General features: G+C 58.4%; 8 protein-coding genes. 4 read left to right on the top strand and 4 right to left on the bottom strand.

Features of this window, described 5'->3' with window-relative positions:
* Positions 1-227: 227 nt before the first annotated feature.
* Positions 228-2333, bottom strand: coding sequence for an arginine--tRNA ligase (locus AC6IY8_RS05950; RefSeq protein ID WP_497777814.1), 2106 nt, complete (start codon positions 2331-2333; stop codon positions 228-230).
* A gap of 133 nt (positions 2334-2466) precedes the next feature.
* A complete protein-coding gene (locus AC6IY8_RS05945) occupies positions 2467-3987 on the bottom strand; it encodes a two-component system sensor histidine kinase NtrB (RefSeq protein ID WP_497777813.1) in 1521 nt (506 codons plus the stop codon).
* A 356-nt stretch (positions 3988-4343) separates the two neighbouring features.
* Here AC6IY8_RS05945 and larC point away from each other — a divergent pair, with 356 nt between their 5' ends.
* The 4 genes from larC (at position 4344) to AC6IY8_RS05925 (ending at position 11009) form a co-directional block, all read left to right on the top strand.
* On the top strand, positions 4344-5738 hold the full coding sequence (larC, locus tag AC6IY8_RS05940; RefSeq protein WP_497777812.1) for a nickel pincer cofactor biosynthesis protein LarC: 1395 nt from the start codon (positions 4344-4346) through the stop codon (positions 5736-5738).
* Between the two features lie 13 nt (positions 5739-5751).
* Positions 5752-7791, top strand: coding sequence for a methionine--tRNA ligase (metG, locus tag AC6IY8_RS05935; RefSeq protein WP_497777810.1), 2040 nt, complete (start codon positions 5752-5754; stop codon positions 7789-7791).
* 207 nt (positions 7792-7998) lie between these two features.
* Positions 7999-10002, top strand: coding sequence for a glycosyltransferase family 39 protein (locus AC6IY8_RS05930; protein ID WP_497777809.1), 2004 nt, complete (start codon positions 7999-8001; stop codon positions 10000-10002).
* 200 nt (positions 10003-10202) lie between these two features.
* The gene (locus AC6IY8_RS05925) at positions 10203-11009 is read left to right on the top strand and encodes a TatD family hydrolase (RefSeq protein WP_497777808.1); all 807 of its coding nucleotides are present in this window, start codon (positions 10203-10205) and stop codon (positions 11007-11009) included.
* On the opposite strand, the gene AC6IY8_RS05920 is transcribed toward AC6IY8_RS05925, so the two are convergent.
* Positions 11000-12277 (bottom strand): hypothetical protein, encoded by a 1278-nt coding sequence (locus AC6IY8_RS05920; protein ID WP_497777807.1) that lies wholly within the window; start codon positions 12275-12277, stop codon positions 11000-11002. The genes AC6IY8_RS05925 and AC6IY8_RS05920 overlap by 10 nt on opposite strands.
* Positions 12278-12457: 180 nt before the next feature.
* Complete coding sequence (locus AC6IY8_RS05915) at positions 12458-13459, bottom strand: beta-ketoacyl-ACP synthase III (protein WP_497777806.1); 1002 nt, start codon at positions 13457-13459, stop codon at positions 12458-12460.
* Between the last annotated feature and the right edge of the window lie 231 nt (positions 13460-13690).

The following is a 13690-nucleotide window of genomic DNA, read 5'->3' as shown; positions in this document are numbered from 1 at the left end:
TTTCTGCAGAAAACAGGGGCACGGCTTTCCACCGTACCCCTGCAACCTGCTCGCTTCTTAGAGGGTGTCCTGTAGAGGGTGTCATCCTGAGCGAAGCGAAGGATCCCAGCATCGCTCAAATATCGCCAACCTTCGATCGACCCTGCACGGTGGCCCAGAGTTGGCGACTTTCCAACTCTGGGTAGCCACTCCGATAGCAGCCAATACCGGGCACCACCAACCCCCGCCTACATCACCGCCGGAGCCGGAATTCCCATCACCGCCATTGTCGCAATCAGCTCTCTTCTCACCACCGCTGCAGTCGCCAGCAGCAGTTCCTTCCTCGTCGCGTCTTCCTCAGTCAGGATGTGATGCTTGTGGTAGAAGTTGTTGAACTGCTGCGCCAACTGGAAAGCATGTTTCGTCAGCGCTGCCGGTTCTGTCGAAGCAATGCACTGCTCGATAATCTTCGAGGTCTGCCCTGCCGTGAGCCACAGCGACCACAGGTCGTCATTCCCGTCGAACGCACCCGGCGCAATCTTCGCCTTCAGCGCGTCATCCGGCACCAAGCCGCCCTTGCGGAAGATGTTCGATGCCCTCACCACCGCATACTGCACATACGGCCCAGTCTCACCCTCAAATGACAGCGCCTCGCGGAAGTCGAATGCAATCACCGACTGCTTCGTGAACTTGAGCATGAAGTAGCGCAGCGCTCCGATTGCAATCTGAGTCGCAATCTCCGCGCGCTCCGCGTCATCCAGCTCCGGATGCCGCGTATCCACCTCGGTCTTAGCTGCCTCGATCAACTTGTCCAGCAGATCGTCCGCCTTCACGCCAAAGCCCTTGCGTCCCGAAACCTCGATATAGCTGCGCTGCTGGTCTTCTTCCGAAACCGTGTATCCCAACTCCATCGCGCAGCGCGGAGTCAGCGCCACCATCTCGTAGCTGAAATGCGTATAGCGTGTTGCCTCGTCTTCGTGCCCCATCAGCAGAATTGCCTGCTTCACTGTTTCCTGAGGATCGCTCTGCCGCGCGTCGATCACGTTGTAAATCGCGTCCACGCCCCCAAAATGCGGGGCTCCCGGCTCCGACTCCTTCGGGTCGCACGAGATCCACACCGAGCGCCCGTCTTTGTATTGGTAGAACTTGCGATACCCAAAATCCAGCCCCAGCAGCCCGAACTTCCACATGTGGTACGCAATATCCTTGCCCACATACCCCACCGTGCCATTCGAGCGCACAATCACCTTCGCGTCTTCGTCCGGACCGTCGCTTTCCGAATCGGCCTTCACTACTCCGGGACGCGTCATCACCCAGCACCCTTTGTTCTTGCCGCGCTCCTCGAAGTAGATGACTTTCTTTTCCTTCAACAGCTCAAACGCTCTCGCCCAGAAGTGCAAATGCAGTATGTCGCTTTCCTGCGGCAGAAAATCGTATTCAATGTCGAGTCGCTGCATCGTCTCCAGATGCCGTCTCAGCACAGCCATCGAGATCGTCTGTGCGATTTCCGCCGTCTCGTTACCGCCCACTTCCAAGGCGTGCAGTGTCTCTCGCCGCACTTCCATCCGCGCTTTGTCTTCCTCGTACCACGCCGAAACCTTCGCATACAGGTCCCAGCAGTAGTAATCAAAACGGTCGTTCTTCGCGATCAACTCCGCAATCTGCTCTTTCGAAATCTTCGCTACGTGCTGGAATCCAACCACAACATCGGCTACCTGCACACCTGTGTTGTCGATGTAGTTCTGCACATCGACCTTGTATCCCGCCGCGCGCAATAACCGCACCAGCGTGTCTCCCAGAATCGAGTTCCGCAAGTGTCCGATATGCGCAGCCTTGTTGGGATTGATCGACGTGTGCTCCACCAGCACCTTGCCTCGAACTGCCTCGGTCGCCACCGCTGCCATTGCCTCACCCGGCTCTGGAGCCGCCAGCGTAGCTGCAGCCGTATCCGTCTTCGTCAGCGGCTCCGCAGCCGCTGCGTCCGATGCAACAGCTGCCACTGGCTCCGTCGCGGCCTTCCCTCCGCCGTTCACGGGAGCAGGTTCATCCTCGCCGCCCAGCATCAGTGCCGCCGCGCTAGTTCGGTCGAGCCGTGCGTTGATGTAACCTCCGCCAGCGACCTCGAATTTCGCGAAGCCTTCCAGCAGCGGCATCTCCGCCACGATTTCTTCGGCGATCTTCCTCGGAGCCTTGCGCAACGTCCTCGCCAGCTCAAACGAGACCGGCAGCGCAAATTCGCCAAACTCGATCTTCGGCGGCTGCTCCACCACAATGTTGGCCAGCACAATGTTGTATTTCTGGTTCAGGAAGTCGCGAACATGCGCAATCAGGCGGTTCTGCAATGAGAGATACACAGCATTCCTTACATGCCAAAGGCAGCCAACAGGCTACCTTGGAGAGTAGTTATAACTTGATTGTAAGGGATGCTAACTTTCCGTGCTGCCCAGCCGGATCCTCTACCGCGTCAGCTACGATGTAAGCCGCAATTCATGCGGCCTTCGGCATCGTTGCCCGTTTTCCAAATGGCAGAAAGACCGAGAAGCACGTTCCCGACCGCCCCGGCAACGTCGAACTGTGGATTCGCATGCGCCCGCCATGCTTCTGCACAATCGCTCTCGAAACCCAAAGCCCAATGCCTGTCCCATGCTCGCCCTTTGTCGTGTAGAAAGCCTGGAACAATTGCGACCTGTGCTCCGGCGGGATTCCCGGCCCGTTGTCGCATACGCTCACCCGAATGCCTTCTTCTCCCGTGTCCCAGCGATGCGCGCACCGTACGCTCACCGAGAGCTTGTCGCCCTTGCTCTGCAACGCGTCCATGGCGTTCACTATCAAGTTTGAGAACACCTGCCGCAGCTCCCCCGGCGAGCCCATCACGTTACCGTCAAACTTGTACTTCCTCGTGAGATCAATCCCCAGCGTCTTCGTCCTGCCCTGATACAGTGTAAGCACGTTATCCAGCAGCTTCGTGACCTGTACCGATTCTTTGCTGTCCGTCGCTCCGCGTTGCATTCCCAGCGTAAGCTTCGCAATCTCCGAGACGCGCTTCAGCTCTTCATACGCGATATCGACATACTTGCGCGCCTCTGGGCTCAGCTCCACGACATTGCGCAGCAGGTAGAGAATGTTCCCTATCGCTTCCAGCGGATTGTTAATCTCGTGCGCCACGGTTGCGGCCATGCGTCCGGCCAGCGCCAGCTTCTCTGCTTTTTGCAACGCCTCCTGCGCCCGCTTCTGGTCCGTGATGTCCCTGGCAATCGTTGAGGCGCCCACCAGTCGTCCTTTTGCGTCGCGGATCGGCGAGATCGTCAGCGCAACATCCAGATGGCGTCCATCCTTGGTGACGCGCACGGTTTCGAAGTGATAGATTCGCTCTCCGCGTTTGAGCCTGCTCAGGATATGGTTGATCTCATTCGGGCGGTCCGGCGGCAGCAGGAGTGTCACTGACTTACCGACGACTTCCTCGCGCATATACCCATACATCAGCTCCGCCGCACGGTTCCAGCTCGTGATGATGCCCCCCAGAGTCTTGCTCAGGATCGCATCCGACGAATCTTCGACGATGGCCGACAGCAATGCCGCCGGCGGAAGAGCCTTTGCCGTTTCTGCCGCAACGGGGTCGTGCCCGTTCCCGCTCTTCGGTATTTGTCCAAGAAGCTGGTCCAGAGTATGTATCAATGTTTCAGGCCCCTCGCCTTTTCCAATAAAGTGATCTGCGTAAGTCAGCGCTTCCTCAAAATTCGTAGTTCCTGACAATGACACCACCGGAACGTGCGGTTTCAGCCGTTTCATTGCCGCCACCATCCCGGCAGCTGTCGTCCGTCCAAGCAAATGATCTGTGACCACCACATCGACGTCATGTAACCGGAACAACTCCATTGCGTCGTCGCCATTGGTCGCAATCAGAGGCTTGAATCCAGCGCTTTGCAGCACCAGTTCTCGCAAACGCAGGCCCGAAAGCTCATCATCTATCAGTAATACCGTGCGCCTCTCGCGCTCAGTTCCTACCATGCCGCTCCACCTGTATTTCGATTTCTGAAGGAACGCTTCTCACGACTCCGTGACCATCGGCGGGAACTCTATCCGGCAGCCTCGTCAAAGTGTTTCCTTGTACCGCAGCCGAGCAGCTTGAACGCAAGACTACGTCGCTTCCAACGAAGCGCTATTTAATTAGCTGATGTGATGCTATTTGAGCTTTCCACGGCAGCCTCCTATTCAGCTCTGGCCTGCTCTCAAGTTGCGATTGCAATATCAGGAACTCTCTATCCCCATTCTGTGATGCTGTTCTCCCCTCTTCAGCGGGTTTGACCCAATCCCTCTCGCCTCCTATATTTGAAGTTCGGGCCAAAAAGCCCAATGGACTCCTAATGCGCATTGCCTACCTTGACTGTTTCTCTGGAATCAGTGGCGATATGTTTCTCGGCGCAGCCGTCGATGCCGGCGTTCCACTTGAGAAACTGCAAGCGGTCGCCCGAAATCTCGGACTCGATACCGATATCGTCTCGCATCGCGTTCAACGCAGCGGCATTGCCGCCGTCAAGATCGATGTTCTGATCCATGGTCGCCCCGACCAACCTGCCGACCTCGATCACTCACATTCACACGAGCACGAGCATTCGCACCCTCATACCCATCCGCACGAGCACCAGCATGCGCACGATCATGATCACCCACACGATCACGACTCTAAGCCGCACATTCATCGAGGTTTAAAGGAGATCCGCACCGTTATCGCCGAGGCCGCGGTCGCCCCTGCAGCCAAAGCCTTTGCCGTTCGCGCTTTCGAACTCCTGGCTCAGGCCGAGGGGAAGATTCATAACAAACATCCCGAGCTCATCCACTTCCACGAGGTAGGCTCCGAAGACGCCATCGTGGACATTCTCTGCGCTGCGGTCGCCATTGAGACCCTTGCCGTCGATCGCTGGTACTGCTCTGCCCTCAACGTTGGCGGAGGCACCGTCAAGTGCGCTCATGGAGTTCTTCCCGTCCCCGCACCCGCCACGGCTGAGCTCCTGCAAGGTGCGCCTGTCTTCTCTTCCGGAATCCAGAAGGAGCTGCTCACGCCCACCGGCGCCGCCATCCTGTGCGCCCTTGACGTTCGTTATGAGCCGCTGCCGCCCATGACCATCTCCTCCACCGGATACGGTGCCGGAGGCCGTGAACTTCCCGACACCGCCAACGTCGTCCGCCTCCTGGTAGGAGAGTCTGCCGCCATTGCGAGTTCCGGCTCCGCAACTCACCTTGCCCACACGGCTGCCGACACCGTCACCGTCCTTGAGGCGAACATCGACGACATGAATCCGCAGCTTTTCTCTTACGTACAGCAGAAGCTGCTTTCCGCTGGCGCGCTCGATGCATTCGGCATCCCTGTGCAGATGAAGAAAGGCCGTCCCGGCATTCTGATGACCGTCCTTGCCTCACCCGCCGATGCCGACCGCCTCACTCGCATCCTGCTCACCGAGACCACTACGTTGGGCGTGCGTATGCGCACCGAGCGGCGTTCGATACTCGACCGCGAGCACGTCACCGTGCAGTCTGCCTGGGGCCCCATCCGCGTCAAGCTGGGCCGCCTCGAAGGCGAAGTCGTAAACTGCGCGCCCGAGTTTGAAGATTGCCGCACCATCGCCGAAGCAGCCGGAGTGCCGCTCAAAACCGTGCTTCAGGAGGCCATGCGTCTTTATCTCGCCTCCGAAAGCGGCGCAGCTCACGTTCACACCGGCAGCGCGCCTTCCGGCGATGCCCCTAAAAGTATTTTGTCCTGATCGAGAGATTCGTATGAGCGAACAACGCAAGAAGTTCTACATAACCACGCCGATCTATTACGTGAATGCCCGTCCCCATATCGGCCACACATACACGACTGTTGTCTGCGACGCCATAGCCCGTCGCCAGCGCATGCTCGGCAACGACACCCTGTTCCTCACCGGAACCGACGAGCACGGCCAGAAAATCGAGCGCTCCGCCGCCGCTGCCGGGGTCACGCCCCAGCAGCTCACCGATGAAGTCAGCGGCGAGTTCCGCGGCCTCTGGGACCGCATGAACATCAGCTACGACAAGTTCATTCGCACCACCAGCGCCGAACACAAGCGCGGCGTGCAGGCCATGTTCAAGCTGCTCAAGGATCGCGGATACATCTACAAGGGCTCCTACACCGGCCAGTACTGCGTTTTCGACGAGCTCTACGCCGACGACAACACCCCCGGCACGCCCTGCCCCGTCTGCGGACGCATCACCGAAACCGTGCAGGAGGAGAACTACTTCTTCAAGCTCTCCGCCATGCAGGAACCTCTACTCAAGCTCTACGAAGAGCACCCGAACCTCATCTACCCCGAAACGCGCCGCAACGAAGTCGTCGCCTTCGTCAAGAGCGGCCTGCGCGACCTTTCCATCTCGCGCACCACATTTACCTGGGGCATCCCGGTTCCCGACGATCCTTCGCACGTCATCTACGTCTGGCTCGATGCACTCTGCAACTACGCCACCGCCGTCGGCTTCGGCTCGCCCGATGCTGCTGACCAGCAGCGTTACCAGCATTATTGGCCTGCCGACGTTCACATGATCGGCAAGGAGATCGTGCGTTTCCACTGCGTCTATTGGCCAGCGTTCCTGCTCGCCGCCGAGCTCCCACTGCCCAAGCAGATCGTCGCTCACGGCTGGCTTCTCTTTGAAGAGAGCAAGATGTCGAAGTCGCGAGGCAACATCGTGCGCAGCGAGACCATCCTCGATGTCCTCGGTGCCGATGCTCTTCGCTATTTCCTCTTCCGCGAAATCGTTTTCGGCCAGGACGGCTCGTTCTCCTTCGATGCCCTCGTCCAGCGCTTCAACAGCGATCTCGCCAACGGCCTTGGGAACCTCGCCAGCCGTACCTTGTCCATGATCAGCCGCTATTTCGGAGGCGAAATTCCCTACCCCAGCGCCACCATCGGACACACGCCCGCCGAAGCCGCCATCAGCAAGCTCGCCGAAGAAACCATCGCCGAGTACAACCGCCTCTTCGATGCTTTCCAGTTCTCTCGCACGCTAGAGACGCTCTGGTCGCTCCTCAGCGCCGTCGATAAGTACATTGTGGAATCGCAGCCCTGGGCCATCGCCGAAAAAGAAGATCGCGACTCGCGCACGCGCCTTGCGACCATTCTCTACACCTCTGCCGAAGCACTGCGCATCATTACCGCCCTGGCTCACCCCATCATCCCCGAGTCCACTGCCAAGATCTTCACCCAGCTCGGGCTCGCCGACATTGCCAAGACCGATCTCGGCAAAGTGAAGTGGGGTCAACTAAACGTAGGCACCCGCCTCGGCAAGATCGAACCCGTTTTCCCACGCGCCGACAAGAGCGCGATCGAAAGGATGCAACAAATGGAAGAAGAACGTAAGAGCGCCACAGCCAACACTGCGGCGCCTGCAACTGCGGCTCCGGCCCCTGTTCCCCAGGCTGCTCCTGCCACCGTGGCGCCCGCTGCCGCGCCTGCGCCTGCTCCGGCCAACAGCTTTATCGGTATCGAAGACTTCATGAAGGTCGAGCTCCGCGTCGGCACCGTCCTCACCGCAGAAAAGGTTGAGAAGGCCGACAAGCTCCTTCGCCTCACCGTTGATATCGGCACCGAAGTCCGCCAGATCGTCGCCGGAATCGCCAAGGTGTACGCCCCCGAAGACCTGCCCGGACGCAAGGTCGTCATCGTCGCCAACCTAGCTCCGCGCAAGCTTCGTGGCATTGAGTCTCAGGGCATGATCGTCGCCGCCTCTCTTGGCGAAGACGGTCTCCCCGCCCTCGTCAGCGTTCCGCCCGAAACCCCCAACGGTGCGCGCCTCAAGTAGATGTTCTGCAAATGAAATCCGGTCTGCGCCAACCCGCAGACCGGACCAATCCTCACGTTAAGCCCCCTGGTTTATCCGTTAATACTCTCGTCTTGGTTCGCAACCCCCTGAGGAATGTCCGATCTTTCCCCGAACCTCAGCAGAAATCACCTCCCTATGTAGTATCGTCACTTTGAATTTCTAATTCCCATTTCTTGCACAAAGAGAATGCTGACTACATATTTCACTCGCCGCAACATACTCATATTCTCCGGCGCTGCACTCCTCATCGCACTGTTCGCCATTCAACTGCTCACCTCCACCGCCCAGCAATCCATCACCTGGGACGAAGACGATCACATCTACGCTGGATACATGTCATGGAAGCATGCTGATTTCGGACTCAACCCCGAGCATCCGCCGCTTCTCAAACTCGTAGCAACCCTGCCCATCCTGCGCATGCCCTTGCACGTACCCGAACTCCAGAACCACAACTTCAAGCAGGAAGCATTTCTCGGCGGCAAGGACTTCCTCTTCAAGAATGACGCCGATGCCATTCTCCTCCGCACCCGAACCGCGGCATCCATATTCGCCATCTCTCTGCTCATCGTCGCGTTCATTGCCGCCAACGAAATGTTCGGCCTTGCCGCTGCCTTCCTCGCGCTTCTACTCCTCGCCTTCGATCCCAACTTCCTCGCCTTCGGAGCCATGGTCGCCACCGACACCGCACTCTCGTGCACGCTCTTCGCAACCATCTACGCCTTATATCGATATGTGAAGCAGCCCACGATACCCCGCCTCATCTTCACAGGCCTCATCGCCGGACTTGCTCTCGCCACCAAGCACAGCGCCATCCTCCTGCTCCCGATGGTGCTCATCCTTCTGCTTTTCGAGCTTCTCCGCGCGCGACAAGATCACAAGCTCCGCCCAACGGCCGCGCGCCTCGCATCCGCACTGGCCGTCATGAGCGCAATTGCCATCGTCGTCCTCTGGGCTACCTACGGATTCCGCTACTCCGCACGTCCCGCAGGATTGCATCTCAACCCCACCTTCGCCAGCTACGTTCCCATTCTCTCCCGCGCCCGTGAAGTCTCAATCCTGTCCTTCATCGCTCGCTGGCACCTCTTTCCCGAATCGTACCTGTACGGTCTCGTGGACGTGCGCTTCATGTCCGACTTTTACCAGACATATCTTCTTGGCAACGCCTATCCCCACGGTGTCTGGTACTACTTCCCCATCGTCATCCTCATCAAGACGACCATTGGACTCCTCGGCCTTTTCATCCTGACCTTCGCCGCCGTCGGCCTTCGTAAACTGCGCATCTCGCGCGAAGTACTCTTCCTCGCCGTTCCACCCACCATCTATCTGCTCGTCGCGATGAGTTCCGGAATGAACATCGGCATGCGCCACATCCTTCCGATGTATCCATTTCTCATCGTGCTCGCCGCCGCAGCCGCCTGCGCCCTCGTTCGCCAACACAAGGCATGGGCCTACGCCGTCGGAGTCTTGGTCCTCCTGCACGTCACTTCTTCCTTGCGCGTCTATCCCAACTACATCCCCTACGCAAACGAACTCTGGGGAGGCCCCTCGCAAACCTACCGCCTCTTAAGCGATTCCAACGCCGACTGGGGACAGCAGCTCAAATCCACCAGCCAATATCTCGTCAACAACCGCATCAAGGACTGCTGGTTTGTCTATTTCGCTGCCGGAGTCGTCGATCCCAGCTACTACGGAATTCCTTGCAAGCCTCTTCCCACGGCCAACACCTTCTGGCTCAATCAGCAAATCGAAGTTCCACCCGCAATCGACGGCCCTGTCCTCATCAGTGCTGGGAACCTCTCCGGATTCGAGTTCGGCCCCGGCCCCACGCTCAATCCCTACCATGACTTCATCCAGCGACAGCCTAAAACGGTCATCAACCACGCCGTCTTCGTTTACGACGGCCACTTCGAACTCCCCCTTGCCGCCGCTCTCGTCCACACGCAGAAAGTCGGCTCACTTATGTCTGAGAGGAGATTCGACCAAGCTCTCCGCGAAGCACAGGAAGCCGTTCGCCTCGCCCCCAACGCCGTAACTCCGCACGCCACCCTCGGCGACGTCCTCTCAGCTCTCCACCGCGATACCGAAGCCCGCACCGAATACCAAACTGCTCTCCGCCTCGCGAAAACCATCGAACCCGACTTCCAAGCCGGCTGGATCTCCACCCTCGAACAAAAGCTCCATCGAATCTGATCGACGCTCGTGCTGCCCTAAACCGTTTGGTGCCACCTTTGCATGGTGCCCCACCTCTGCCAGTCTCTGGCAGAGGTGGGTGTTTTGCTCCTGCCGTTGCTCGCCTTTGCTCTTGGTCTTATGTTTTTTGTGTCATCCTGAGCCGCAGGCGAAGGACCCCCTACGCCTCAACTTCACTTCCACTGAAGTATCATCCTCATATGTACCTCGACTCCCACGCCCACCTCGACGGCTCCCAGTTTGCCACCGACCGCGAAGCCACCATCCAGCGCGCCTACGACTCCGGTATCCGCGCTCTTCTCGCCGTTGGAAACGGAGAAGGTCCCGACGCCATTGCCTACGCCATTCCTTTTGCCGAAAAGTACCCGTGGATCTACGCCTCACTCGGCGTCCATCCACACGAAGCCCGTCTGCTCACCCCCGAGCACCTCTCCACCATGGAGCGTCTCGCCCATCACGCAAAGGTCATCGCCATCGGCGAAATCGGACTTGACTACTGGTACGACTACTCGCCTCGTGACGTTCAGCAAAAGGTGTTCCGCCAACAGCTCGAGCTAGCTGCTGCCGTAAAGCTCCCGATCCTCATTCACTGCCGGCCCAGCGCCAACAGCGATAATGCCTGGGACGACCTGCTCTCCATCCTTCGCGAGCAATGGGCTGCCACCGGACTCGGCGGCGTCATGCACTGCTTTACCGGGAACCTCTCCCAGGCTCAGGCCTCGCTCGATCTTGGCTTCATGCTGTCGTTCGCCGGAAACATCAGCTATCCCAAGGCGCAGAACATCCGCGATGCCGCGGCCATGGTGCCGCTCGACCGCTTCTTCCTCGAGACCGATTGCCCTTACCTCGCGCCCATTCCCCATCGCGGCAAACGAAACGAGCCCGCCTACGTCGTCGAGACCACCCGCCATTTCGCGGAGTTACGTGGTCTGAATGCAAACGACGCTGGCGAGCTCGCTCTTCAGAACTTTCTGCGCTTCTTTAAACTCGATCAGTCTCAATGGTAGTGATACCCGCTTTCATGGCGGTGCTTATCCCAGTCGCGATCATGTTTGTCATATGGCACTGGAACCGCAACTCCGCCATCCATGCGTGGAATCCCGAAATGCCCGCTCAGGTGCAGCAGATCGATCGGCGAAATCGAGCCCGCGACTGTCACAAAGTTCAACTGGCGCTCGCCCACGAACAGCACGGCGACGTCTGTGATCGTCCCATGATCCAGCCTTAACCAAAGGTCCGTACCAAACCCGCCGTACTCCCTGCGATGCTTGCTTACCAGGTGCTGCCAGCCCGCCTCGCGATACTGGTTCGAGATAAACGCCATCAGCCTCGGATCACACACAATCCTCCCCGGGAAGCGGAAGTTGTGCACCGAGACACCACTCACGCCAGCAATCACGTGCATCAGGTCGTAATTATCACGGTCCATCTTCGACGCCATGACCAGCATGGAGTGATCCAATGTAAACGCCGTTCTCCCCGATGCATACCGCCCCAGGTCCTCAATTCCCTGCGGCACCCATTCATGCTGAACTGGCGGCGGATACGACTGTGCCGGAGGCGGATAACCTCCCTGTGGCGGATACGCCGGATACTGTGATTCCGATTGCGGATATGGATCCTGCTGCTGTGGATACGGAGTCTGCGCCGGAGGATACGGTTCCGACTGCGGATATTGCCCAGCTGACGGATACTGCTGCGGGTACTGCGCTGGCGGATATTGCGACGTGGATGGATATTGCTGCGGTGGCGGATACTGCTGTGCCGATGGATACTGCTGATCTGTCGGATACTGCCCCGACGACGGATACTGCGCTGGCGGATATTGCCCTGCCTGCGGATACTGCTCTCCCGGGTACTGCTGTGAAGACGGATATCCCTCCTGCGGTGGGTACTGTTGCGCCGTGGGATATTGCTCTGCCTGAGCGGGTGCCTGCGGTGTCGGGTATCCATTATTCTGCGACGGCGGATACCCCTGATCCTGCGAAGGCGGGTAGTTCGGGTATTGCGAATTGTCAGGATAGCTCTGCTGTCCTGATTCCGGAGGATAGTTCCCCACCTGTGGCGGATAGTTCTGCGCGTCAGTCGGGCTCTGCGACTGTGACGGAGGGTACAGCGGATCCTGCGCGGGATAGCTAGGGGGAACCTGCGCCTGCGATTGCGGAGGGCTCTGCGCGGACGAACTCGGATAGGATGGATATTGCTGTTGCGGAACTGCTACGCTCGCGGTCACGGCACCCACGAGCACTGCGGGCAAAATCCAGGAGAGCCTCATCTCGTTACCTCTTAGAAACGGACGTGGCTGCCCAGCCACAACCGTGGATGTTCTCTAAAACCCGTCCATCCTGAATATGTTCCGTGCTTAAAGAGAAACTTTCTAACTTTCCGTAGAGCTCCCGCTCCAAAATCAAAAATGCCCTCCGCAGAGGGCATTCCTGTAACTATCTATGATTTCCTAGAACGCCCATTTCATCAGCGAAGCGCCGCTCGTAAATCCAGCTCCCACCGAGGCGATCAGCAGCGTGTCGCCCTTCTTCAGTCGCCCACTGTCAACGGCCGTCTTCATAGCCAGCGGAATCGTTCCCGCCGTTGTATTGCCGAAATCCTCGATGTTGATGATCACCTTCTCGCGAGGCATCTTCAGCCTGTCCGCCGTCGCCGTGATAATCCGCTTATTGGCTTGGTGCGAAATAAAGCAGTCCACGTCCGCGCCCGTCAGCCCGCACTTTTCCAGCACGCGCTCCGTGCACTCCGCCATTTTCTTCACGGCGTACTTGAACACTTGCTGCCCATCCTGATGAACGTAGTGCATCTTGTCGTCCACCGTTTTATGCGACGAAGGATTCAGACTTCCTCCACCCGGCATATACAGGTAGTCCCCGCCGTATCCTTCGATCTGATGAAAGAATTCATAGAAGCCAAGGTCTTCGCCGTCTTCAGCCGGTTCCAGCAACACCGCTCCCGCGCCATCGCCAAACAGGATGCACGTCGCCCTGTCCGTATAGTCGATCATCGACGAGTTCACGTCCGCGCCAATTACCAGAACCTTCTTGTGCGCGCCGCTTTCGACCAGCTTCGTTCCAACCGTCAGTGAATACACAAATCCGGAGCAGCCCGCCGACAGATCGAATCCCCATGCCTGCGGAATCTGCAATTTCTTCTGCACCAGGCAAGCCGTCGAGGGATACATCATATCGGGCGTCACCGTGCCTACGATGATCGCCTCCACCGTGCTTAGGTCAACATTGTGCCGCTGCGCAAGGTCTTTCGCCGCTCCAACTGCCAGGTCACTTGCCGCCGTACCGGGATCTACAATGTGACGCTCGCGGATTCCCGTACGCTCAAGGATCCACTCGTTCGAGGTCGCCACCAATCTTTCCAGCTCGTCATTTCCGAGCACGCGCGGAGGCACATAGGCGCCTAAAGCCGTGATTTTGGCCCGTCTCTTCGTATTCAACTCCCAATTTCTCCGGTATTCGTAATGTGCCAATTGTCGCCCACCGCGAGAGGAATGTAAACCGCTCACCTCATCACCAACTCTTCCGTCCTTCCCCGAACTACTCACGCGATGACGTGATTCCGGTCACATCTGAAGCTCCAATTCATCCAGTATTGTTTCGCCAACATTCCGCAGCACCCGGCGATTTCGGCAAGCATCGCCATCGCGGCGTTCACAACTTCCCGCACC

The sequence above is a fragment of the Koromonas soli genome, from assembly GCF_059726265.1.
The sequence above is the reverse complement of the archived record's forward strand: the minus strand, read 5'-3'. Positions and strand labels throughout refer to the sequence as shown.

Excerpts from the sequence above, each read along its gene's own strand:
- metG (WP_497777810.1), top strand. The coding sequence starts at position 5,752 with ATGAGCGAACAACGCAAGAAGTTCTACATAACCACGCCGATCTATTAC.
- larC (WP_497777812.1), top strand. The coding sequence starts at position 4,344 with ATGCGCATTGCCTACCTTGACTGTTTCTCTGGAATCAGTGGCGATATG.
- AC6IY8_RS05920 (WP_497777807.1), bottom strand. The coding sequence starts at position 12,277 with ATGAGGCTCTCCTGGATTTTGCCCGCAGTGCTCGTGGGTGCCGTGACC.
- AC6IY8_RS05930 (WP_497777809.1), top strand. The coding sequence starts at position 7,999 with ATGCTGACTACATATTTCACTCGCCGCAACATACTCATATTCTCCGGC.
- AC6IY8_RS05925 (WP_497777808.1), top strand. The coding sequence starts at position 10,203 with ATGTACCTCGACTCCCACGCCCACCTCGACGGCTCCCAGTTTGCCACC.
- AC6IY8_RS05945 (WP_497777813.1), bottom strand. The coding sequence starts at position 3,987 with ATGGTAGGAACTGAGCGCGAGAGGCGCACGGTATTACTGATAGATGAT.